Genomic DNA, 23214 nt, shown 5'->3' with positions numbered 1-23214 from the left:
CTCCTTCAGATATGACCGATGCCAGTCAAAAAGTCTTTTAGTAGCGCCGCGTATTCAATGGGTTGTTCGACGCAGGGCAGATGGCCCGCTTTGCGTATCAATTCGAAACGGGCACCGGGAATAAGATCAATGGTTTCTTTTACTAGATCCGGCGGGGTAGAGCCATCCTCGCTGCCCGCAATGCCCAAAGTCGGCAAACGCAGGCCACTTGTCGGCGTGTAAAAATCGGTTCCGGAAATGGCGGCGCAACATCCCAGATAACCTTCAACAGGTTGCCGCACCATCATGTTGCGCCATAGCAGGTGCTGGGGCGACGCGTGGAAAGCCCGCGAGAACCAGCGCTCCATAGTTGAGTCGGCTAACATTTCGATGCCGCCGATCCGGACGGCTTCTATACGGTCCGCCCAAATCGCCGGGGTGGCTATTTTGGCCGCTGTATTTGACAGAACCAGCCCGCGAATCAAATCCAGGCGTTTGACGGCCAGACCCTGCGCGATCATCCCGCCGATGGACAGACCGACAAAAACGCAATCTCGGACCTTTAGGTGATCCAGAAGGCCTTCGGCATCGCGGATCAGCGCCCCCATCGAATAGGGCGCCTGAGGCGCCGAGGACAGGCCATGCCCGCGTTTGTCATATCGAATGACTCGCAGCCCATCAGGCAGGTATGGCAGCATCGCGTCCCACAGGCGCAGATCAGTGCCCAGCGAGTTCGCGAACACGATCGGCGCGCCTTGTGGGTCGCCGTCGATCCGGTAATGAAGCTGTACATCCCCAAGGTCAGCTATCTGCATAAAAATCCTCAGTCTTTGCATGCTGAACTGACACGCTGCCGGAACCGACGGCGGTTGTCAGGTCAGGAACTCCATAGCTTTGGCAAAAACGTCCGGGTCCGCATTGCCACCCGATGCGACAATGATAACGGCGTCTCCTTGAATTTCGGACCTGCGAAACAGCGCTGCGGCCAGGGAAACCGCACCGCCCGGTTCCAGCACGATCTTCAGGCGCAGAAAGGCCAAAGCCATGGCGCGCATCGCCTCTTCTTCGGTCACAGACAGGCCGGGACCGCACAGCCGTTGCAGGATCGGAAAGGTGATGTCGCCGGGTTGCGGGGTCAGAATGGCGTCGCAGATATTGCCAGATGTGGCCGCGTTGTTCTGTATTCGTCCCAGTGCCAACGAGCGTTTGACGTCGTCAAACCCTTCGGGCTCGCAGGGGCGGGCGCGCAGACCGGGTGCGTGCCCCTCTAGCGCAAGCGCAATACCCGAGGTCAGCCCCCCGCCGCCGCAACAGACCAGCACATCAGCCTGTTCGACGCCCAGCACAGCCGCCTGGCGCGCGATTTCCAGCCCGGTTGTGCCTTGTCCGGCGATCACCAGCGGCTCATCATAGGGGCGGATCAAGGTCAGGCCGCGCTCGGATGCCAGGGCTTCGCCGATCTCTTCGCGGCTTTCATTGGCGCGGTCGTACAGAACCACCTCGGCCTCCAGCGCGCGCGTGTTGTCGATTTTGAGCTTTGGGGCATCCGAGGGCATGATGATAACAGCCGAAATACCATGCTGTGCGGCGGCATAAGCCACGCCCTGAGCATGATTGCCCGAGGAATAGGCGATCACACCTTTCTTTCGGTCTGCTTCACTGAGGCCCGAAATGGCCGACCACGCCCCGCGAAACTTGAAACTGCCGGTGTGCTGCAGGCATTCCGGTTTTACCAACACGCGGCGTCCCGCGATTTCATCCAAAAACGGAGAGGTCAGGATTGGTGTTTCTCTGACGTGCCCTTGCAGACGCAGGGCTGCGGCTTCGATCATTTCAAGTGTGCTCATGCCGCGTCCAGTACTTTGCGAATAACGCCCAATGATTGAGGTTCGTCCAGAAACGGCACGTGTCCGCGATCGGGAACGGTAGCCGAGATCAACCCCGGATGCCGGTTCTGCATCTCGGCCAATGTCTGCGCGCTCAGAAGATCGGAATTTTCACCGCGAATGACACCCGTTGGGATGTCGTGCAGGGCCTCGAAGAACATCCACATATCCGGGATTGCCCCGGCTGCGGCCTGTTCCAGCAGCGCTGTGCGCAGGGCCGGATCATAGCGCAGGGTCAAACCCTCTGTCGTTTCATGATTTTGAAATTCAGCCATCTGCCGCCATCTTTCCAGCGAAATCCCTGGAAACTGCGGGCCCATCATGTGCTGAAGCGCCTGCGCGGCCTCGTCATAGGTTTTCGAGACCGGTTGCTTGCCGACATATTCCATTATTTTGGCGATGCCCGATGGGTTAAAGACCGGACCAACATCATTGAGCACAACAGCCGCCAGCCGCTTTGGGTGGGTGGTGGCCAAGGTCATCGCGATCAGGCCTCCACGTGAGGTCCCAATCACGGTCACCTGTTCCAGGCCAAGATGATCCAGCAGATCGATCACGTCCTGAGATTCGCGTAACAGGCTATAGTTCCCGTGATCCGAGTCATGCTCGGATTGCCCGCGCCCGCGATAATCCATCGCGATCATCCGCCAATCGGTCATGTGCGGGGCAAGAAATGAGAAATCCCGGCTGTTTCGGGTAAGGCCTGCCAGACACAGGACCGGCCTGCCGCTGCCGGTGTCTTTGAAATAGAGGCGTTTGCCGTCGTTGGTCGAAAAAAATGGCATCAGAGTCCTGCAAGTTCCGGAATGGATGTCAGGTCGGACAGTACATGCGTTGGCTGCCATGGCAACCGATCCATTGGTTCGTTCGCTCGGTTGACCCAGGCGGTGACGAAACCATAGCCACTGGCCCCCGCTGCGTCCCAGCCATTTGAGCTGACGAACAAGACTTCGTCGCGCTCGCAGCCGAACCTCTGCGCGACCAGATCATAAACCTTGGCATGCGGTTTGAAGACGCCGACGCTTTCGACCGACAGAATATCATCCAGAACGCCGCTTATACCTGCGGATTGAACCGCACCATCCAGCATCGGCGGTGATCCGTTCGACAAGATCGCAGTCTGCATCCCGCCGGCCTTCAGGGTGGCCAGCATTTCGGGAACCTCGGGATAGGCCTGCAATTCCCAGTAGAGATCAAGCAGGCGCTGGCGTAGGGCCGGGTGCTGGTCCAGCCCCGTTGCCTCTAGTGCCCAATCCAGACCGTCTTGCGTGACGTCCCAGAAATCTGCATGTGCATCGGCCACCGCACGCAGCCAGGTGTATTGCAACTGTTTCAGGCGCCAGTGATTGGCCAGATCCGGCCATTTCTGCTGTAACGCCTCAAAGCCGGGTTCTGATGCAGCTTGCCTTGCGGCTGCGGCCACATCGAACAACGTGCCGTATGCATCAAAAATGCAGGTTGTGATCGGCATCAATTCCCCTCCGTTCATTCGGTGCAGGTTTGCAAAAGTGCTAAGGGTTTACAATGTTGCTTCATTGCCTAGGTTTGACCGCTCAATTTTTTATCGGCCGGAGGCCAAAATGACAGCGATAAAACAGGGCGACACAGTTCGCATCCACTATACCGGTACGTTGCAGGACGGGAATGTCTTTGACAGTTCACAAGGGCGCGATCCACTGGAATTCGAGGTGGGGTCCGGGCAGATTATTCCCGGATTGGACAGTGCAATGCCTGGTCTGGTGGCCGGGGACAAAAAACGTGTCGAGATCGCCTGCGTTGATGCTTATGGGCCGATCAATCCCGAAATGCGTCAGAGCATTCCACGCGAAGGTATTCCGGACGACATCCCGCTTGAACCCGGCACCCAGTTGCAGATGCAAACGCCCGAAGGGCACGCATTGCCGGTAACTGTTGTCGAGGCTGATGAGGTGACCGTCACGCTAGACGCGAACCATCCTCTGGCCGGAAGGGACCTGATTTTCGAAATCGAAGTGGTTTCGGTGAATTGAGTTTCGTGATCTGGATCAGCCTGAAAACAGGCTGGTCCATGATGCAAAGATCTCGCGTACATGCGGCTGAGTGAAGAATACAAACAGCATCAGCAGCATTGTTAGGGTCATCAAGACGACGCGGCCCTTAAACCCCAGAAAACCCGGTTTTTGGCGGGAAACCCGCTTGCTGCTGGCGATGATTTGCTCTGCTTTGTTCATGCAACTATCCCTGCCTGCGAAAGATGGTCAAATCTTGGCACTGACAGGGAAAGAAATGGTCACATATGGTCCGGTTGAGGCATTCCCAGAACGTGGAAGCCACCATCAACACGAATAACTTCGCCCGAGGTGCATGCCCCCGCATCCGAAGCCAGATAAACCGCGGTGCCGCCGACAGCCTCAAGCGTGGCATTGCTGCGCATTGGAGCGTTCTGGTCGCAGAACTTGAAGGTCTTGCGGGCCCCACCGATGGCCGCACCGGCCAGTGTTTTCATCGGACCCGGAGAGATTGCGTTCACCCGGATTCCGTCAGGTCCAAGATCGTTGGCCAGATAACGGGTCGCTGATTCCAGCGCAGCTTTGGCCACACCCATTACGTTGTAGTTGGGCACAACCCGGTTAGACCCCTGATAGGTCAGCGTCAGGATCGTACCGCCGTTTTCTTTCATCATCGGATAGGCGCGGCGGGCCACTTCGATCAGCGAATAGGCCGAAATATCCATCGAATTCTTGAAATTCGCCCGGCTGGTGTCCAGGAACCGGCCTGTGAGCTCGGATTTGTCAGAATAGGCGACGGCGTGGACAACAAAATCTATGGTGGGCCAGCGCTGGGCAAGCTCGTCAAAAGCGCGATCTAACGACTCGTCATCGGTGACGTCCGCATCGACCATGAAATCGCTGCCAAGGCTCTGCGCCAACGGTTCCAGCCGCTTTCCGAATGCCTCGCCCTGATAGGTGAATGCCAATTCGGCGCCCGCTTCGTGCATGGCCTTTGCGATGCCCCATGCGATCGAACGGTCATTCGCCACGCCCATAACGAGGCCGCGTTTGCCTTTCATTAGATCTGACATTCCATTCACCCGTTATACTTTGAAAGAACCATGGACCCGTTCGTCCCACCAAAGCCGAAGCTGTTGGTCATGACGCTGTCCAAACCTGCATTTTCAACTAGCTGAGTTGCAATTTCTCCGGGCTGGATGCCCTCGGCAAGCGTGTCGACGTTGATCGACGGCGTTATAAAATCATGTTCCAGCATCAAAAGGCAGAAAATAGCCTCCAGCGCGCCAGCCGCACCTTGTGCGTGGCCTGTCATCGACTTGGTCGAGGAAATCGGCGGCACGCTACCCTCGCCAAAAATACGGCGCACAGCTTCGACTTCGCCGACATCTCCGACCGGGGTCGAGGTGCCATGGGCATTGATGTAGTCGACCTTGCGGCCTTCGGGCAGGGTATCCAGCGCCAGACGCATGGCGCGTTCGCCACCTTCGCCAGAGGGGGCTACCATGTCGTGACCGTCGGAGGTTGCTGCAAAACCCGTCACTTCAGCATAGATTTTGGCGCCGCGTGCCAATGCGTGTTCCAGATCTTCCAGCACGACAATACCGCCTCCGCCGGATATCACGAACCCGTCGCGGTCTTGGTCGAATGCACGAGAAGCTTTTTCGGGCGCATCGTTGTATTTCGACGACATCGCACCCATTGCATCGAACAGACAGGACAAGGTCCAGTCCAGCTCTTCCCCGCCGCCCGCGAACATTACATCTTGTTTGCCCATCATGATCTGTTCTGCGGCATTGCCGATGCAATGCAACGAGGTCGAACAGGCCGAAGTGATCGAGTAATTGATGCCCTTGATCTTGAAGGCGGTCGCAAGGTTGGCCGAAATGGTTGAGCACATGCATTTAGGAACTGCAAACGGACCGATTCGCTTGGTTGCCCCGTTTTTCAGAACGGTCTGATGTGCGGTCAGCATGGCGCTGGTCGACGGTCCGCCCGATCCGGCGACAAGGCCGGTACGTGGGTTGGCAACCTGGTCTTCGGACAGACCGGAATCGGCAATCGCCTGGCTCATTGCGATATGCGCATAGGCCGCTCCGGGACCCATAAAGCGCAGGGTGCGCTTGTCCACATGTTCGCTAACGTCGATTTTGAGCGACCCGGCGATCTGGCTGCGAAAGCCATGTTCGACCATCTGGTCATTGGCCACGATGCCGGACTTGCCGGCCTTGAGTGAGGTCAGAACCTCTTCGGCATTGTTCCCGATGGAAGAGACAACTCCCAAGCCGGTGACAACTACTCGACGCATGTGCGTGCTCCTTGTTTGGGGCCGGTCAGGCTCAGGCTTCGGACAGAACTACTTTCATGTCCTTGACATCGTAAATCATCTCACCGTCGGCTTCGACGATACCATCTGCGACACCCATAGTCAGGCGGCGGGTCTGGATCGCTTTCTTGAAGTCGATTTTATAGGTCAGCATCTTGCGGTCCGGGCGTACCATACCTGTCAGCTTGACTTCGCCCACTCCAACGGCCATGCCGCGCCCTTGCCAGCCGCGCCAGCCCAGGTTGAATCCGGTCAGCTGCCACAAACCGTCCAGGCCCAAGCAGCCGGGCATGATCGGGTTGCCGGGGAAATGGCAATCAAAGAACCAAAGGTCGGGCGTAATGTCGAATTCAGCAAGAATATGACCTTTGCCATGGGCGCCACCATCGGCCGAAATCTCGGTGATCCGATCCATCATCAACATCGGCGGGGCGGGCAACTGTGCGTTCCCGGGGCCGAATAGTTCGCCGCGGGCGCATTTCAGCAGATCGTCCTTGTCAAAGCTGCTTGGGAATTGGGCCATTCTGCGCCTCTCCTGCCAGGGGTCTTTCCATCTAATTTGGTCTCGTCTAGCACCCGTATGCAAGGTCCTGCAAGAGCAGTGGCCTACATCATGTTGTGTTTACATTATTCTCTGCGAATGAAATTCATTTGAAATTACCTGACTACAGCACTTATATATACCTCAGCAACAAATTGGTATTGGACTGATGACAGCAGATTGCCAGAGCATAGCCACAGGTTGGTTGGTTCACGCCGGATTACGTCCGACGCGTCAGCGCGTAGCATTGGCAGAGCTGCTGGTCGGTGATGGCCGCCATCGCCACGTCACCGCCGAAAGCCTGTTTGAATCGGCCAAACAGAACGGAGATGCTGTTTCTCTGGCGACGGTTTACAACACGTTGCGCGCCTTTTGCGATGCCGGGGTTCTGCAAGAAATTACCGTTGACGGATCGAAAAGCTATTTCGACACCAACACGCATGATCATCCGCATTTCTATTGGGAAGATGAGGGCCGGCTCAGCGATGCTCCGTCCGAACAGCTGGTCATCCAGCGACTGCCCGACGCGCCTGAAGGGGTTGAGATCGCGTCAGTCGACGTTGTGATCCGTCTGCGTAAAAAGTAAACTTAAGTCATCATTCCGGTCAGGATGTGCTGTGCCTTTTCGCTATGCGGATCCATAGGGCCTGTTCCATGCCGTGCCACAACAACGGGTTCTGCTGCGATTTCATCTGACACAGGTATGCTGACCAACGGCATCCCGTCATAGCTGGTCTTGGCAGGAATGTTGGCATAGCTGATGGCAACGCCTTCGCCATGCGCCGCGAGGCTGCGTTGGATCTCGGGCGACGCGGCCCGATGTGCGACAGTTGGGTTCTGTCCGAGTTGACGGAACAGACCAAGGAAATGCTGCGCAGAGAGCCCCTCGTTCGACAGGATCAGCGGGTGGGCCACGATATCGTGCAATGACACCTGTGCATGATGTGCTAGCGGATGGCCTTCTGACATGACTGCGATGGGTCGGTTGGTGAACAAGGTGGTGGTGGAAAAGGCGGCATCCAGCGTTAGACCATAGGTCAGCGCAAGGTCGATCTCACCATTGACGAGGCCGGAAATCAGGCCCTGAAATTCGTCTACGCGATACGTGATATCAACTTCGGGCATGTTCTGTCGCAGGCTATGCAGAGCTTTTGCCAGCAGGAAAGGCGCGAGGTCGTCGAAACAGCCCAGACGCAGGCGCGTGGTTGCGGTCCCGTCTGTTCCAGAATTTTCCAAACGTGCGGCACGTGTCAGCAGGGCCTCGGCGTTTTCAATAAAGCTGCGTCCCTGCGGTGTCAGCGCCATGGCCGCTCCGCGCTTTCGGATAAACAGCGGATAGCCCAACTGGTCTTCGACCCGGGTTAGCGCATTCGACAGAGCTGGCTGCGAAACATTTAGATGCAACGCTGCAGCAGACAGGCTGCCATGCCGTCCGATGGCGCAGACATATTCATATTGGCGTAGGGTAACGTATAACATAAGGTTAACTATACATTTCAAAGATATTATTTGAATAGATGAAAATTTCATGAGCAAATTCAGGTTAAATTCGAACGGAGGCACAGATGGCTCACCCCCTGGTTACGCAAGAGATGATTGACACATACCAACAGGACGGCGTGGTTCTGATCAAAGGTTTGTTTGCCGACTACGTGGATACGCTGCGTGACGGCATCGCGGCCAATATGGCTGAACCTGGACCATATGCGTCGGACAACCAAAAACAGGGCGAAACCGGTCTGTTCTTTGATGATTACTGCAACTGGTCGCGTATCGAACAGTTCCAGAACGTGATCCACAATTCACCAGCAGCCGAGGTCGCAGCGGATTTGATGCAGTCGCAAACCGTACAGATGTTCCATGACCATGTTCTGGTGAAAGAACCAGGCACGTCGATGGCAACGCCGTGGCACCAGGATGGGCCATACTATTTCGTCGAGGGTAATCAGACGATCAGTTTCTGGTCGCCATTGGACCCAGTGACACAGGCCACCCTTCGTTGTGTGGCGGGTTCACATAGATGGGAGAAAGAGGTTCTGCCCACGCGCTGGGTCTCGGAAGAAGGGTTTTTCGCGGATGAAGGCCAGTACATCCCCATTCCCGACCCCGATGCCGAAGGTATGAGGGTGGTTGAATTCGAAATGGAACCCGGTGACGCGGTTGCCTTCAACTACCGTACGCTGCATGGCGCGCGTGGAAATCAGTCTGACAGCCGCCGCCGTGCTTTTTCCTTGCGGTTGGTTGGGGAGGATGCGCGATATGTGGAACGTCCGGGGCGCACTTCGCCTCCGTTTCCGGGCCACGACATGCAGCCCGGGCAGCGTTTGCGGGAAGATTGGTTCCCGGTTCTGCTGCGACGCTGAGCTGCCTAGAACCACTGCCCCGATTCGATGAGCCCCAGTTCCAACAGCTGCTGGGATGACCACTGGAACCGAGCCGAGTTGCGCCAGCGGAAACTGGGGATGTCGAAGGTCGACCCCGCGTTGCTTTTAAGCGCCTTGGCTGCGCGGAAGGAGCAGATCGCCGCCGTCAGATTGTGGTGCCAGGGGCAAGAATAGGTGTTGTACTCGGGCTCATTGAACGTGTGGTCGGGCAGTAACAACAGATCATTTCGCGATTTGAACAGCCCGATTCTGTCGATGCGGCGGCGTTCATAGGGGATGTGATCTTCGAACCGCCAGCGCAAACCGCCGGATATGTCCAGCTGTCTTTCCAGCGGGTGTCCTTCGGCATTGTGTCGGGCATGTGCGTAATACCCGGTGCTGTCCAGCATGGCTTGGTCAGGGGCAACCCCGTTTGGAAAGGCGCCCAGGTCATCAGCATACAGGTCGATTACATGGGTCAGCATGGCGTTTCTGCGTTCTTCGGTGTGAAAGGCCAGTAACTCTCCGATCGTGCGCGATTCGCAGAAGGGGAAGAACAGGTATTCAGCGTTATAGCAGTAATACATCCAAAGGTCAGGAGCGGCCTGGATGACCTGATTAACCGTGTCAAAGACGACGGTTCTCGGTGCGCAGGTCAGTGTCACTCTGTGGATACGCTCGGTCAGTTCAGGATCCAGCGTAAAGGCTTCGGGCATGAACACGATCAGTGACTTGAAGCCAAGGTTCAGATGGTGCCGGATGGTACCGTCGATCTCGACATCGTCTTCGACGAAGATCATCGCAACCGGACCTTTGGCCAACGCGGCCTTGCCGGATTGAAGGAAAGAAGTGAGACTGTCGTACTGCATTGCCTGTCCGGCCCCGTCCAACTGGAGTTTTCGGCCAAAATCGGGTAATCGCGCTGGCATTGCAAGCGGCGTTCGTTGGGTATAGATGACGCCGATCCCGCGAACGCAAAGGCCCAACCCCATGTCAGAACCCAAAAAGCTGTACATCAAGACCTATGGTTGCCAGATGAACGTCTATGACAGCGAGCGTATGGCCGAGACCCTGGGGGGGCAGGGCTATGTCGAAACCCAGAGCCCGGATGACGCGGATATGATTCTGCTGAACACCTGTCACATCCGGGAAAAAGCAGCCGAAAAGGTCTATTCCGAGCTGGGGCGTTTCAAAGGGTTGAAAGCCGAAAAACCCGATCTCAAGATCGGGGTCGCGGGCTGCGTCGCGCAGGCCGAGGGCGAAGAAATCATGCGCCGTCAGCCCCTGGTCGATCTGGTGGTTGGCCCGCAAAGCTATCACCGTCTGCCTGAGATGGAAGCCAAGACGCGCGAAGGCGCCAAGGCACTGGACACGGATTTCCCCGAAGAGGACAAGTTCGAAAAGCTCAAGAATCGTCCCAAAGCCAAACGTGGCCCCACCGCTTTTCTGACCGTTCAGGAAGGCTGCGATAAATTCTGTGCCTTTTGTGTCGTGCCCTATACCCGAGGCGCCGAAGTCAGCCGTCCGGTGGACCGTATCATCCGCGAGGCACAGGATCTGGTCGAACGTGGCGTGCGCGAGATCACTCTGCTGGGTCAGAACGTCAACGCCTATCACGGGGCTGGGCCGAACGGCGACATGACGCTGGCGGGACTGATTTGGGAGTTGAACAAGGTCGACGGGCTAGAGCGCATCCGCTTTACCACGTCGCACCCGAACGACATGGCCGACGACCTGATCGAGGCGCACGGCACCTGCGAAAAACTGATGCCCTATCTTCATTTACCGGTCCAGTCGGGTTCGGATCGCATTCTGAAGCGGATGAACCGCAGTCACACAGCCGAAAGCTATTTGCGTCTGATTGAGCGTATCCGCGCTGCGCGTCCGGATATTGTCATGTCTGGTGATTTCATCGTTGGGTTCCCTGAAGAAACCGACGAAGATTTTCAGGCCACCATGGATTTGGTCGAGCAAGTCAAATACGGCTATGCCTATTCGTTCAAGTATTCGACGCGCCCGGGAACGCCCGCAGCCGAGCGGTCTCAGGTTGATCCTGGGGTGGCGGATGACCGCCTACAGCGGCTGCAGGGATTGATCACGCGTCATCAACGCGAAATTCAGGATGCCATGGTTGGACGCAAAGTCCGCGTCCTGTTCGAAAAAACCGGCCGGTTGCCGGGACAGATGGTGGGAAAATCTGAATATCTTCATTCGGTTCACGTCTCTGATGCGGATGTGGAAATCGGCGCGTTGCGGGACGTTTTGATCATCGGATCAGGTGCGAATTCTCTGGCGGGGCAGTTGCTCTGACCCGTCCTTTATCTGTGATGCGGATACCATCGCTGGTATTTGTTTCCAAGATTTACCCTTGATTTATCACTTGGAATTATGTTCCGAGAAAAGTCAGGTTTTTTCGGGGCCTAGGCTAACGCCTCCTGAAACGGCATATCAGTGCTGATCCTGGTGTCGGATCGGGATGACGGAGGGTGCGAGTGAAAAATTTGAGATTTAGTGCAGGGTCTAATATCAGGGTTGCCCTTCCCGCAATGGCCGCGTTGTTTCTGGTACTCAATTCCGCTGCCGCAGGGAATCTGGATCCGGATTTATCTGAACCGCCGGTAATATCGTCAGCACGTTATGGCAGCGATGTTAGCGCCTTCTATCTGGGCTTGACAGCCGGCTATTCGACCAGCGGCTCGGACCGCTTTGGCCTGACGACGCCTACAGATACGTTTGCTGTCGGCGAATTGGACCTCACCGGCAGTTACGGTGGTATTCGGGGCGGTTGGCGCGGTCTCCTGCCCGCAAAAGGCGGGCGTGACTACGTCTATGGGGTCGAGTTGGGCTATGATTTCGGATCTCTGGACGATGAAGTGTCGACGCAGATCGGAACCTCGGTCGTCAATGGCGGTTCAGAGATTTCGGATGTCATCTCAATTCGCTTTCGGAACGGTCTGACAAACCCAAGTGGCAGAGTGTTATACTTTATTTCCGTTGGTTACGTGCATGGCGATATAACCACGACCAGTTCGATTACATCCGGGGCAACAACCCAGTCCTTTCAGGATAAAGACAGTCGAAAAGGGTTCTCGGCCAGCATTGGCGCCGAGCACAAACTGAATGAGAACTGGTCGATCACTGGGGAATATGAATACGTCCGGTTCGATTCTGAAACCGTCGAATTTGACAACGGGTTTACGACCAAATCGACGCCCCGTTACCGTGGTTTGCGGTTTGGCCTGAACTATCAGTTCTAGGTTTGCCTGTATGGAACGTTCGCGGTGCCTCCAACTTGATCGGCGGTTTTACCATTCTGTACGGAAAATTTGAATCTCTGGCTTGCGCCCACCAAGAAATGTTGTCTACGCTTGGGGTGAAACGCCCAGACAGGAGAGCGGATTGGCCATTGGTGCCCTGAACCCACCGCAAAATGAAACGCCCCAGCGGGAAGCGTTTGTTGAATTTCCAGACAATCGGTTATTGATAGATCTTTGCGGCGAATATGACCGCAACCTGACCGAAATCGAACAGAAGCTGACCGTGCAGATCGTGCGCCGTGGCAACCAACTGGTTGTCATGGGTGACGACGAATCCCAAAAACAGGCGATCGAAGTTCTGCAAGCGCTGTATACCCGCCTGGAAGGTGGTCGTGACGTAGAAGCAGCGGATGTAGACCGCGAACTTCGCATGGGCGGGTCGGAGACAGGAACCGGCAGCCGGGATGGCGATCAGCTTGAGATGTTCAAGGGTGGTTCGGTTGAGATCAAAACCCGCAAAAAGCTGGTCGAGCCGCGTACTGACGCCCAAAAGGTCTATGTTCAGTCCTTGTTCAACAATGAGCTGGCCTTTGGCATAGGTCCGGCGGGCACAGGTAAGACCTATCTGGCCGTGGCCGTTGGCGTATCGATGTTTATCGGCGGGCATGTCGACCGCATCATCCTCAGTCGTCCCGCCGTCGAAGCGGGCGAAAAGCTGGGATATCTACCTGGCGACATGAAGGACAAGGTCGATCCCTATATGCAGCCGCTCTATGATGCGCTGAATGATTTTTTGCCCGGGAAACAACTGGCCAAGCTGATCGAGGAAAAGCGCATCGAGATTGCACCTCTGGCGTTCATGCGTGGCCGTACGCTCGCGAACGCCTTCGTTGTGCTGGATGAGGCGCAGAACGCCACGACCATGCAGATGAAAATGTTCCTGACCCGTTTGGGCGAAGGCAGCCGCATGGTCATAACAGGCGACCGGTCACAGGTTGACCTGCCGCGCGGAGTTCAGTCGGGATTGGCGGATGCAGAACGGCTGTTGAGCACGATACCAAATATCAGCTTCAACTATTTCACCTCCAAGGATGTTGTCCGGCACCCACTTGTCGCCGCGATCATCGAAGCGTATGAGGCCGATACGGGCCGTGAAACGGGTTGATCTTCTGGGTCCCGGTATCGGGATTTTGGACATGGTGGCATGAACCTGGAACTATCGGTTGAAGACCCGCGCTGGGACGGGCTCGAATTTTTGGCAGAGCGCGCCACAAGGGCGGTTTTGGATCATTGCGATCTTGATGCGGACCAGTGTGAGGTTAGCCTGCTGGGATGCGACGATGCACGGATCGCCCAGTTGAACACGGAATTCCGCGAAAAGGCGTCACCGACCAATGTGCTTAGCTGGCCAGCCGAAGATTTGGCTGCGGATTCCGCCGGGCAGACTCCGATACTCCCTGAACCCGATTTCTCAGGGGAAATTGCTCTGGGCGATATCGCGATTTCTTATGATACTTGTGCTCGCGAGGCGGCGGAGGCAGGGAAAAACATGGATGATCATGTCACACATCTGATCGTTCACGGCCTGTTGCATTTGCTGGGTTATGATCACATTCGTGATCTCGACGCCACGCTGATGGAGGGTGTTGAGGTGGAGATACTTGGCAAACTGGGTATTGATGACCCATATAATGCTTAGAGCGAGCCTTTCGGCTTATCATTTGGAATGGGAAAATGGGCGAAACAGACGGCAGTTCTATGGCGGCGCAGGGCGCGCAACCGAAGGACGGCAACGAAAATGTCACTGAGAGACCAGGACTTTTCTCTCGAATAGTGGATGCGTTCTCAACGCAGAGTGAAGACTCGGCTTCTGAGGTCAATGGGCAAGAGGTCGATCCGGCTCAACCTCGCGGCATGATTAACCTGCGCCGGATGCGGGTCGAGGATGTGGCGATTCCCACGGTCGAGATCGTGTCAGTACCGTCGACGATATCCAAAGATGAGCTGGCCCAGGTTTTCCGGGAAAGCGGTCTGTCCAGGATACCTGTATATGAAGGAACGCTGGATACGCCTTTGGGCTTTATCCACCTGAAAGATTTCGCTTTGACGCACGGGTTCAACGGCGGCTCGACTGAGTTTGATCTGGTGTCGATGTTGCGGACATTGCTGTTCGTGCCGCCATCGATGCCGATCGGTGTGCTGATGACCAAAATGCAAACCGAGCGCCGCCACATGGCATTGGTGATCGACGAATATGGTGGTGTCGACGGGTTGCTGACGATCGAAGACCTGATCGAACAGGTTGTTGGTGAGATCGCGGACGAACATGACGCGGATGAAAGCCAACTTTGGGTTCAGGAAAAACCTGGATGTTATGTGGTGCAGGCGCGGATACCCCTTGAAGATTTCGAAGCCGAGATCGGGCGATCCCTAACCAGCCACGAGGATGTCGATGAGGAAGAGATCGACACGCTTGGCGGGTTGGTCTTCATGTTGTCCGGACGGGTTCCAGCACGAGGAGAGGTTGTTCTGCATCCGGAAGGGCCTGAATTTGAGGTGATTGATGCGGATCCGCGGCGCATCAAACGGCTGCGTGTCATGCTGCCGGATATCGTTGCATGAACCTGATACGGGCTTGGCCCATTTGGCTTAGATTTGTCCTTTCTGGTTTGTTGGGAGGGCTGGCTGCATTTGGTCTGGCTCCCTTTGGGTATTGGGTGGCTTCTGTATTGGCGTTGGTGTTGGTCGCACCGATATTTCAGAGCACCGAGACACGTGCGCGTGCGGCGTGGATCGGTTGGGCGTTTGGGACCGGGTATTTCGCCCATGCACTCAGCTGGATTGTCGAGCCGTTTCTGGTGGACGCCGATCGTCACGCTTGGATGGCTCCGTTTGCTTTGGTCTTCATGGCTGGTGGTTTGGCGCTGTTCTGGGCGCTGGCATTCTGGGTTGCTCGCAGGCCCGGCGCGCGCGGGGTTTCACAGGCGTTGTTTCTCGCCTTGGCAATCTCGTTGGCGGAATGTGCCCGGGGTTATGTTCTGACCGGGTTCCCCTGGGCCGGGCTGGCGCAGGTCTGGGTCGAGACCCCTATTGCGCAGCTACTGTCACTTTTTGGGCCTTACGGGCTTGGGGCGCTGACCTTGGTGGCGACTCTGCCACTAGGGGCGGCTTTGGCGCTGCGTTCCAGAGTATTCGTGCCCTTGGGCATCAGTGTGGCATCGGTCGCATTGGCTTTGGGCTATGCGGGGACGCGGCCCGCTGTGGTCGAAACGGGACATATCGTTCGCTTGGTTCAGCCCAATGCTTTGCAACATCAGAAATGGGATCCAGAGTTTGCACCTCTGTTCTTCGCACGTCAGATCGAGTTTACTGCCGCCGAACCACAGCCTGACCTGATCGTTTGGCCTGAAACCTCGGTTCCCGCCTGGCTGGGCAGCGCGCAGCCGTATCTGGATGCCATCGCCGAGGCGGCGCAAGGCACGCCGGTTGTTCTGGGAATTCAACGAGGCGACGGGCCGCGTATCTACAACTCGATGATCTACCTTGATGTGGATGGGGCTCAGCAGGGGCTGTACGACAAACATCATCTGGCGCCTTTTGGCGAATATGTTCCGTTTGGCGACGTGATGGCGCGGTTCGGGATCTATGGCATGGCTGCAACCACCGGACATGGGTTCAGCGCCGGGTCGGGGGCGGCGCTGCTGGATGCAGGCCCATTGGGTAAAGCGCTGCCGTTGATCTGCTACGAAGCTGTGTTTACCCAAGATGTCCTATCCGCGCCGGGGCGCGCTGATTTCCTTCTGCAAATCACCAATGATGCGTGGTTCGGAACGCGCTCGGGACCGTATCAGCACCTGGCTCAGGCACAGATGCGCGCCATCGAGCAGGGGCTGCCCATGATGCGTTCGGCCAATACCGGCGTCTCCGCCATGATTGACCCGCTGGGCCGGATCACCGAGGCCCTGCCGCTTGGGCAGGCGGGCTATATTGATGCCGGACTTCCGGCGCCTCATTCTCCGACGGCTTATTCCCGAATGGGGGATAATCCTGTCTTTGCCGTGTTATTGGTGCTGTTTAGCCTGTTATGGTACCGGCTGCGGCGGCGAAACCTATGATTTCGCATTGACCCTCAGTTTCGGGGGGCTTATCCCCTCTTGTGCCCATCACAACGGCTTCCTGGCGTGACGGGGTAATCTTAATGGAGCACTTGTATGTCCCGACAGAACTATACCTTTACTTCGGAATCCGTTTCCGAAGGGCATCCGGATAAGGTTTGTGACCGTATTTCCGACGCCGTACTAGACGCATTTCTGAACGAAGAACCCGAGGCACGCGTTGCGTGCGAGACCTTTGCGACAACGGATCGCGTGGTGATCGGCGGCGAAGTGGGGCTGTCTGATCAGGACAAGCTGCATGACTATATGGGCCGCATCGACGAGATCGCCCGTGCCTGTATCAAGGATATCGGCTATGAGCAGGATAAGTTCCACCACGAGACGGTAGAAGTTACGAACCTGCTGCATGAGCAATCTGCACATATTGCGCAGGGCGTAGATGCGTCGGGTGACAAGGACGAAGGTGCTGGTGATCAGGGCATCATGTTCGGCTATGCCACCACCGAGACACCCGCGCTTATGCCTGCGCCGATCCAGTATTCCCACGCAATCCTGCGCCGTCTGGCCGAGGTGCGCAAGAACGGGACCGAGCCTGCGCTGGGCCCGGATGCGAAATCGCAGCTGTCAGTGATCTACCAGGATGGCAAGCCGGTTGGCGTCAGCTCGATCGTTCTGTCGACCCAGCATCTGGATGAGACGCTGAGCTCGGCCGATATTCGCGCCATTGTTGAGCCGTATATCACCGAAACTCTGCCCGAGGGTTGGCTGACCGATCAGACCGATTGGCACGTGAACCCCACCGGCAAGTTCGTCATTGGCGGTCCGGATGGCGATGCGGGTCTGACCGGTCGTAAGATCATCGTGGACACTTATGGCGGTGCAGCGCCTCATGGTGGCGGAGCGTTTTCGGGTAAAGACCCGACCAAGGTGGACCGTTCGGCGGCTTATGCCGCGCGCTATCTGGCCAAGAATGTCGTAGCCGCGGGAATGGCCGAGCGTTGCACGATCCAGCTGAGCTATGCCATTGGCGTTTCCCGGCCTCTGTCGATCTATGCGGATACGCATGGCACGGGGCAGATCGCGGATGATCGGATTGAAAAAGCCGTCGGCCAGGTGATGGACCTGACCCCACGCGGCATCCGTCAGCATCTGGAGCTGAACAAGCCGATCTATCAGCGCACAGCAGCCTATGGCCATTTTGGCCGCCAGCCGGAAGCGGATGGAGGTTTCAGCTGGGAGCGCACAGATCTAGCAGACGCGTTGAAAGCGGCGGTTTGATCTGACTGTTATCAATTGGTGCGCCCTTGCGGGCGCGCCTATTTCTTGGGAAATGGATGAGAGGCGGCGGCTATTCTGCTCTGCCGCCGCCCCTTGCCTCTGAGCCGTCCCCGCAGTATGGGCACCGCCATGAGCACCCAGACCCCCCAACGCCCCCGCAGAAACTTTTATGGCCGCTTCAAAGGCAAGACCCTGAAGCAAAGCCAAAAGACGTATCTAAGCGAAGACCTCGATGCGCTGTCTCCGGGTGCTGTGGACTGGGAAAGCAATCCTGAACGCAGTCCGCTGGATCTGAAGGCCCTGTTCGGTGGCAAGGATGTCTGGCTTGAGATCGGCTTTGGCGGCGGCGAGCATCTGGTGCATCAGGCGGCCAGCAATCCCGATATCGGTATCATTGGGGCAGAACCCTATATCAACGGTGTCGCCATGCTGTTGGGTAAGATTCGCAAGGCTGGGGTCGAGAATCTGGCGGTGCATCCCGGCGATGCGCGCGATCTTTTTGATGTCTTGCCCGAAGCCAGCATATCACGCGCCTTTCTTCTGTACCCCGATCCCTGGCCCAAAACCCGGCATCACCGCCGTCGGTTCGTGACCCCAGAGCATCTGGAGCCGTTGGCGCGGTCGTTGAAACCGGGCGCGATCTTTCGCGTTGCAACAGATATTCCCGACTATGTCCGCCAAACGTTGGAAGAGGTGCCGGGCGCTGGTTTCGAATGGTTGGCGGAACGCCCCACCGATTGGCGTGAGCCTTGGGAAGACTGGATTTCCACGCGTTATGAGCAGAAGGCCCTGCGCGAAGGGCGGACACCGCATTACCTGACCTTCCGCCGCAACGACTGATTGCGGCTGGACCAAGCGCCTCCAATTCGCTAATCGGCTTGGGAACTGATAGCGAAAACAGGAGCCCCCATGTCCGGACACGGCACGCCCATCCCGATGACCTCGCATCCTTGCGGTCCGCTGACCGGTACGGCCGAGGTGCCCGGCGACAAGTCGATCTCGCACCGGTCGCTGATCCTGGGCGCGATGGCCGTGGGTGAGACCCGGATCACTGGGCTGTTGGAGGGCGAGGACGTTCTGGACACCGCAAAGGCGATGCGGGCCCTTGGCGCCGAGGTGACGGATCACGGAGGCGGCGAATGGTCGGTCCATGGTGTGGGCGTCGGCGGTTTTGCCGAACCTGATCAGGTCATCGACTGTGGCAACTCGGGCACCGGCGTTCGGTTGATCATGGGCGCGATGGCGACCTGTCCGATTTCGGCGACATTCACTGGCGATGCCAGCCTGAACAAGCGCCCTATGGCGCGGGTGACCGATCCTTTGGCGCTGTTTGGCACGCAATCGGTGGGCCGCTCCGGTGGGCGCCTGCCGATGACGATTGTGGGCGCGGCAGAGCCTGTTCCGGTACGGTACGTGGTTCCCGTTCCCTCCGCGCAGGTGAAATCTGCCGTTTTGCTGGCGGGGCTGAATGCTCCGGGCAAAACCGTGGTGATTGAGGCCGAAGCGACCCGCGACCATTCCGAGCGGATGCTGGCTGGGTTTGGTGCCGAAATCACAGTCGAGGATACCGATGAGGGGCGGGTGATCACCCTGACCGGTCGCCCCGAACTGAAGCCGCAGGTCATTGCCGTTCCGCGCGACCCCTCAAGTGCGGCCTTTCCGGTCTGTGCTGCGCTGATCACGCCCGGATCCGATGTTCTGGTTCCGGGCATCGGCCTGAACCCGACCCGCGCGGGTCTGTTTACCACTCTGCGTGAGATGGGTGCTGACTTGACCTATGAAAATGAGCGCGAAGAGGGTGGTGAACCGGTTGCCGATCTACGTGCCCGGTATTCCCCCGATATGAAAGGAATCTCGGTTCCTCCGGAACGGGCGGCCTCGATGATTGACGAATACCCGGTTCTGTCTGTGGTCGCGGCAAATGCCACGGGCACCACGATGATGGGCGGCGTGAAAGAGCTGCGCGTCAAGGAAAGCGACCGTATTGATGCGATGGCCCGCGGCCTGCGCGTTAATGGCGTCACCGTCGATGAGGGCGATGATTGGTGGTCTGTGGATGGTTTGGGAATTGGCAATGTTCCCGGTGGCGGCACCTGTGAGAGCTTTCTGGATCACCGGATCGCGATGTCCTTTATGGTTATGGGTATGGGGGCGAAAAATCCGGTCGGGGTCGACGATGGCGGCCCGATCGCAACGTCTTTCCCGATCTTCGAACCGTTGATGGCTGGCCTTGGTGCGCGGCTGCAGCGAAACAACCGGTAAATGCGATGGCAGTTGCCAGTTTCACCATAGCAATCGATGGCCCGGCAGCAGCGGGGAAGGGCACAATTTCCAATGCCGTTGCCGCCCATTTCGGGTTTGCGCATCTCGATACCGGCCTGCTTTACCGTGCGGTTGGCCGCAGAACGCTGGAAGGTGCCGACCCGGTTAGTGCCGCGCAAACGCTGACAGCCGAGGACCTGGATCAGGGTGATCTGCGCACGGCTGAAATCGCGCAAGCGGCCTCAAAAGTTGCAGTTATCCCCGAGGTGCGGGCTGCATTGGTCGATTTTCAGCGCGCCTTTGCGCGCCGCGCGGGCGGTGCGGTGTTGGACGGTCGCGATATCGGAACCGTTATTTGCCCGCGGGCCGAGGTGAAACTGTTTGTCACCGCCAGCGCCGAAGTGCGCGCTGAGAGACGGTTTCTGGAACTGGACGCCAAGGGCCATCAGGTTACACGCGCACAGGTGTTGGCCGATGTGCGAGAGCGGGACGCTCGGGATGCCGAACGCAGCACGGCACCTATGAAGCCAGCTGAGGATGCGGTCATACTGGATACCTCGGACCTGAGCATTGACGCAGCTCTCGCCCGCGCGATTGAGGTCATCGAACCAGTTCTGCCCTAGGGCCGTTTGCCAGAGCAAACACAACTTTGTTCACTAAGCTTTGTTTGGCCAGTGCCCGAGGCGTCGATTACCTTTGTATCGACATCTGCCGGAGGTAATCGATGTTCCGCCTGATTTTGATTTTTACCTTTCTCGCCAGTGCGCTTTCAGCGCAAGAGGCAGAACCGCCAATGACCTACGAGCGTTTGGGCAAGATATTGTTTGCGCTTGACCCCGAGACAGAGCCTCTTGGGCCGGGCTTTCAGCTTACCATCGCGGAGGTTCCCGTTCTGGTGATTACTGACGTCAATGCGGACCGGATGCGGGCCATGGTGTCGATCCAAAGTGTCGAAGATCTGAGTGCTCAGGACATGCAACGGATGATGCAGGCGAATTTCGACAGTACCCTGGATGCGCGATATGCGATTGCCAATGGCACCTTGTGGGCTGCGTTCATCCACCCCTTATCGCGGCTGGAAAGGGATCAGTTGATCTCGGGGCTGGCCCAGACGGTGAACATCGCCAACACCTACGGCACCTTGTATTCCAGCGGAGTTGCGGAATTTGGCGGCGGCGATAGCAATGATCTTCAGCGCGCTCTGATCGAAGAGCTTCTGAAAAAAGGCGAGGATATCTGACGCAGGGCCGGTACTTGCGCATTTCCTTTCTCGCAGCATCCACCATCCTAAAGAAAGTCGCGCAGTGGCGAGCGGCCTGTGTTGCCGGGTCTGATGACCCGACATGTATGTAGGTTCGGCCGTCATAGTGCCTAGCTGGATGCAGGAAAGCTGTTATAGTTTCTCTCAGGCAAAAAGGGAAAGCTGCTTTACAAGCCCCAAAATCAAAAAGGGCAGGCGGCTAAAAAACCCCAAAACCAACAGGGACAGAAAATATGAATAATCGTTTGCGCAAGATCACCATTGTGGGTGGCGGCACGGCAGGTTGGATGACCGCGCTGATCCTGGAAATGGTGTTTTCACGCACGTCAGCACCCAAGGATCGCCCGCGTATCTGCCTGATCGAAAGCCCCAATATCTCGACTGTGGGCGTTGGCGAGGCCACGGTTCCACGGATGCCGGTCACGCTGCGCCAGGCCGGCATTTCAGAGCGGGATTTCTTTCGTGAGACCAACGCCTCGTTCAAGCTGGGCGTGAAGTTTTGTAATTGGAACAAGGACGCCAAAGGCAATCGCATTGATTACGTGAACCCTTTTGCGCATGGCCAGTTGTTAGAGGGGTTAGAGCCTGCAGAATACTTCCTGCGCTTTGGCAATGGCGATAGGGATTTCACGCAGTCCATCTCGCCCCATGATGATCTGGCACGCCTGTGCAAAGGTGGACGGCCACTGGGTCAGCCAGAGTTTGAGCAGCGGTTCGGTTATGCCTATCATCTGGATGCTGTGAAGTTTGCAGGCATGTTGACCAGGGTTTGCACCAAGCGCGGCGTTGAGCATATCCAGGACGAGGTGAAATCGGTCGAGCTGGATGAGCAGGGCAATGTCAGCCATCTGATGCTGGAAAAGAAAGGCCGCCATGACATTGAGATGGTCGTGGATTGCACCGGGTTTCGCGGCTTGATTATCAACAAGGCGCTGGGCGAGCCTTTCATGGACTATTCTGACTATCTGCCCAACGACCGCGCCATGGCGTTGCAGATCGAGCACCCGGATCCAGAAAAAATTGAAAGCGTCACACGGTCCACCGCACTTGGCGCGGGGTGGACCTGGCGGGTGCCACTCTTTAACCGTGTGGGCACGGGCTATGTTTACTCATCTGCGCATCGCACGGATGAACAGGCGGCGGATGAATACCTCGAATGGCTGGGCGACAGCGGCAAAGGTGCGACGCCGCGTGTGATCCCGATGCGTATCGGACGCGTGCGCAATGCCTGGGTCAAGAATTGCGTGGCGATCGGACTGGCCGGAGGGTTCATCGAACCGCTGGAAAGTACAGCGATCCACATGATTGATCATGCGGTGCGCTGGTTCGCCGAGCATCTGCCTACGCGGGACATCGAACCGTCGCTGCGGGCGAGATATAACAAGCAAATGGATAAGCTCTATGACGAGGTTCTGGATTTCATTTGTCTGCACTACCGCTTGGGCAACCGCACGGATGATCAATATTGGATCGACGCGCGGACCGAAATGAAGATACCGGATCGGCTGGCCGAGAACCTTGAGCTGTGGCAGCACCGCCTGCCTTTGGAACGAGATATCGAGTTTGCAACGCTTTTCGATTTCCGCGTCTATCAAACGGTTCTTTTGGGTAAGCAGGTCTATGATACGGGCTATGGTGCCGGCATCCGCGATCGCTTGCGGCCGTTGAAGAAACCGATCTGGTTCCAGTGGTGGAAAGGCGCGAAAGTGGATCTTGCGCAGATACTCAGATCAATGCCTGATCACAAAACCCTGCTGCGCGATATCCGGGGCGAGCTAGAGCGCCCTGCCTTTGGAAAGGCCGCAGCAGCGAAGCCAACAGTCGCGATGCCGGGCGCGGCCCCGGTACCTTTGGCGGTCCAGAACATGCCGAATTTTGCCGAAATCCAAAGCGGCTCAAAAGATCTGCAACTGTTTTAGTCGCTCTATCCTTTCGGAGCTGAAGAAGAATACAAATCG

Annotated in this window: 25 protein-coding genes and 1 riboswitch; of the genes, 15 read left to right on the top strand and 10 right to left on the bottom strand. The window is 57.2% G+C overall.

Translation table 11 applies throughout. From position 1 onward, the window contains the following. Positions 1–5: 5 nt before the first annotated feature. From pcaD to AC2FHX_RS20180, 4 genes are read right to left on the bottom strand one after another with little or no spacing between them, the layout of a single operon-like run. Complete coding sequence (gene pcaD / locus AC2FHX_RS20195; protein ID WP_496692936.1) at positions 6–794, bottom strand: 3-oxoadipate enol-lactonase; 789 nt, start codon at positions 792–794, stop codon at positions 6–8. Positions 795–851: 57 nt separating this feature from the next. Then, complete coding sequence (locus AC2FHX_RS20190) at positions 852–1826, bottom strand: threonine ammonia-lyase (protein WP_282022271.1); 975 nt, start codon at positions 1824–1826, stop codon at positions 852–854. Further along, entirely contained in the window at positions 1823–2650 is an 828-nt protein-coding gene (locus tag AC2FHX_RS20185) for an alpha/beta fold hydrolase (RefSeq protein ID WP_496703541.1), read from the bottom strand. The genes AC2FHX_RS20190 and AC2FHX_RS20185 overlap by 4 nt, the downstream gene beginning before the upstream one ends. Then, positions 2650–3336: a haloacid dehalogenase type II gene (locus tag AC2FHX_RS20180; RefSeq protein WP_496692939.1), complete on the bottom strand. Its 687-nt coding sequence runs from the start codon at positions 3334–3336 to the stop codon at positions 2650–2652. The genes AC2FHX_RS20185 and AC2FHX_RS20180 overlap by 1 nt, the downstream gene beginning before the upstream one ends. A gap of 109 nt (positions 3337–3445) precedes the next feature. On the opposite strand from AC2FHX_RS20180, the gene AC2FHX_RS20175 reads away from it, so the two are divergent. Beyond that, positions 3446–3874 (top strand): FKBP-type peptidyl-prolyl cis-trans isomerase, encoded by a 429-nt coding sequence (locus tag AC2FHX_RS20175; RefSeq protein ID WP_142639411.1) that lies wholly within the window; start codon positions 3446–3448, stop codon positions 3872–3874. Positions 3875–3889: 15 nt separating this feature from the next. Here the strand turns inward: AC2FHX_RS20175 and AC2FHX_RS20170 are convergent, their stop codons facing one another. The 4 genes from AC2FHX_RS20170 to fabA are packed head-to-tail and all read right to left on the bottom strand — an operon-like array spanning position 3890 to position 6702. After that, positions 3890–4075 carry a hypothetical protein gene (locus AC2FHX_RS20170; protein ID WP_496692941.1) on the bottom strand — a complete coding sequence of 62 codons (186 nt, stop codon included), beginning with the start codon at positions 4073–4075 and terminating at the stop codon, positions 3890–3892. A gap of 59 nt (positions 4076–4134) precedes the next feature. Beyond that, entirely contained in the window at positions 4135–4926 is a 792-nt protein-coding gene (locus AC2FHX_RS20165) for an enoyl-ACP reductase FabI (protein ID WP_142639415.1), read from the bottom strand. A gap of 5 nt (positions 4927–4931) precedes the next feature. After that, complete coding sequence (gene fabB / locus AC2FHX_RS20160; RefSeq protein ID WP_496703544.1) at positions 4932–6161, bottom strand: beta-ketoacyl-ACP synthase I; 1230 nt, start codon at positions 6159–6161, stop codon at positions 4932–4934. 31 nt (positions 6162–6192) lie between these two features. Beyond that, the gene (gene fabA, locus AC2FHX_RS20155; protein WP_142639419.1) at positions 6193–6702 is read right to left on the bottom strand and encodes a bifunctional 3-hydroxydecanoyl-ACP dehydratase/trans-2-decenoyl-ACP isomerase; all 510 of its coding nucleotides are present in this window, start codon (positions 6700–6702) and stop codon (positions 6193–6195) included. 187 nt (positions 6703–6889) lie between these two features. Here fabA and irrA point away from each other — a divergent pair, with 187 nt between their 5' ends. Next, on the top strand, positions 6890–7306 hold the full coding sequence (gene irrA / locus AC2FHX_RS20150) for an iron response transcriptional regulator IrrA (protein WP_142639421.1): 417 nt from the start codon (positions 6890–6892) through the stop codon (positions 7304–7306). Between the two features lie 2 nt (positions 7307–7308). Here the strand turns inward: irrA and AC2FHX_RS20145 are convergent, their stop codons facing one another. Beyond that, positions 7309–8199 (bottom strand): LysR family transcriptional regulator, encoded by an 891-nt coding sequence (locus AC2FHX_RS20145; RefSeq protein WP_496703546.1) that lies wholly within the window; start codon positions 8197–8199, stop codon positions 7309–7311. Positions 8200–8285: 86 nt separating this feature from the next. Here AC2FHX_RS20145 and AC2FHX_RS20140 point away from each other — a divergent pair, with 86 nt between their 5' ends. Then, positions 8286–9083 (top strand): phytanoyl-CoA dioxygenase family protein, encoded by a 798-nt coding sequence (locus tag AC2FHX_RS20140; protein ID WP_496703548.1) that lies wholly within the window; start codon positions 8286–8288, stop codon positions 9081–9083. A gap of 5 nt (positions 9084–9088) precedes the next feature. Here the strand turns inward: AC2FHX_RS20140 and AC2FHX_RS20135 are convergent, their stop codons facing one another. Next, on the bottom strand, positions 9089–9952 hold the full coding sequence (locus AC2FHX_RS20135; RefSeq protein WP_496703578.1) for a glycosyltransferase family protein: 864 nt from the start codon (positions 9950–9952) through the stop codon (positions 9089–9091). 121 nt (positions 9953–10073) lie between these two features. Here AC2FHX_RS20135 and miaB point away from each other — a divergent pair, with 121 nt between their 5' ends. The 12 genes from miaB (at position 10074) to AC2FHX_RS20075 (ending at position 23175) form a co-directional block, all read left to right on the top strand. Next, entirely contained in the window at positions 10074–11393 is a 1320-nt protein-coding gene (gene miaB / locus AC2FHX_RS20130; RefSeq protein ID WP_281973461.1) for a tRNA (N6-isopentenyl adenosine(37)-C2)-methylthiotransferase MiaB, read from the top strand. Between the two features lie 182 nt (positions 11394–11575). Beyond that, positions 11576–12340 (top strand): outer membrane protein, encoded by a 765-nt coding sequence (locus AC2FHX_RS20125; protein ID WP_282022276.1) that lies wholly within the window; start codon positions 11576–11578, stop codon positions 12338–12340. A gap of 142 nt (positions 12341–12482) precedes the next feature. Continuing rightward, complete coding sequence (locus tag AC2FHX_RS20120) at positions 12483–13505, top strand: PhoH family protein (protein ID WP_142639428.1); 1023 nt, start codon at positions 12483–12485, stop codon at positions 13503–13505. A 39-nt stretch (positions 13506–13544) separates the two neighbouring features. Next, positions 13545–14039 carry an rRNA maturation RNase YbeY gene (gene ybeY / locus AC2FHX_RS20115; RefSeq protein ID WP_142639430.1) on the top strand — a complete coding sequence of 165 codons (495 nt, stop codon included), beginning with the start codon at positions 13545–13547 and terminating at the stop codon, positions 14037–14039. 35 nt (positions 14040–14074) lie between these two features. Beyond that, on the top strand, positions 14075–14962 hold the full coding sequence (locus tag AC2FHX_RS20110) for a hemolysin family protein (RefSeq protein ID WP_142639432.1): 888 nt from the start codon (positions 14075–14077) through the stop codon (positions 14960–14962). Further along, on the top strand, positions 14959–16455 hold the full coding sequence (gene lnt / locus AC2FHX_RS20105; protein WP_496703551.1) for an apolipoprotein N-acyltransferase: 1497 nt from the start codon (positions 14959–14961) through the stop codon (positions 16453–16455). Before AC2FHX_RS20110 ends, lnt begins: the two co-directional genes overlap by 4 nt. A 42-nt stretch (positions 16456–16497) precedes the next feature. Continuing rightward, positions 16498–16546: riboswitch (SAM-SAH riboswitch) on the top strand. Positions 16547–16551: 5 nt separating this feature from the next. After that, positions 16552–17733: a methionine adenosyltransferase gene (gene metK / locus AC2FHX_RS20100; RefSeq protein ID WP_142639436.1), complete on the top strand. Its 1182-nt coding sequence runs from the start codon at positions 16552–16554 to the stop codon at positions 17731–17733. Positions 17734–17862: 129 nt separating this feature from the next. Further along, a complete protein-coding gene (trmB, locus tag AC2FHX_RS20095; protein ID WP_185956732.1) occupies positions 17863–18573 on the top strand; it encodes a tRNA (guanine(46)-N(7))-methyltransferase TrmB in 711 nt (236 codons plus the stop codon). A 69-nt stretch (positions 18574–18642) separates the two neighbouring features. Next, positions 18643–19995, top strand: coding sequence for a 3-phosphoshikimate 1-carboxyvinyltransferase (gene aroA / locus AC2FHX_RS20090; RefSeq protein WP_281973466.1), 1353 nt, complete (start codon positions 18643–18645; stop codon positions 19993–19995). Positions 19996–20000: 5 nt separating this feature from the next. Beyond that, complete coding sequence (locus AC2FHX_RS20085; protein WP_281973467.1) at positions 20001–20618, top strand: (d)CMP kinase; 618 nt, start codon at positions 20001–20003, stop codon at positions 20616–20618. Positions 20619–20719: 101 nt separating this feature from the next. Next, positions 20720–21235, top strand: coding sequence for a hypothetical protein (locus tag AC2FHX_RS20080; protein ID WP_271951586.1), 516 nt, complete (start codon positions 20720–20722; stop codon positions 21233–21235). 254 nt (positions 21236–21489) lie between these two features. Continuing rightward, a complete protein-coding gene (locus AC2FHX_RS20075; protein ID WP_142639447.1) occupies positions 21490–23175 on the top strand; it encodes a tryptophan halogenase family protein in 1686 nt (561 codons plus the stop codon). The last annotated feature ends 39 nt before the right edge of the window (positions 23176–23214 follow it).

The sequence above is a fragment of the Ruegeria sp. CDSC042 genome, from assembly GCF_059610745.1.
The sequence above is the reverse complement of the archived record's forward strand: the minus strand, read 5'-3'. Positions and strand labels throughout refer to the sequence as shown.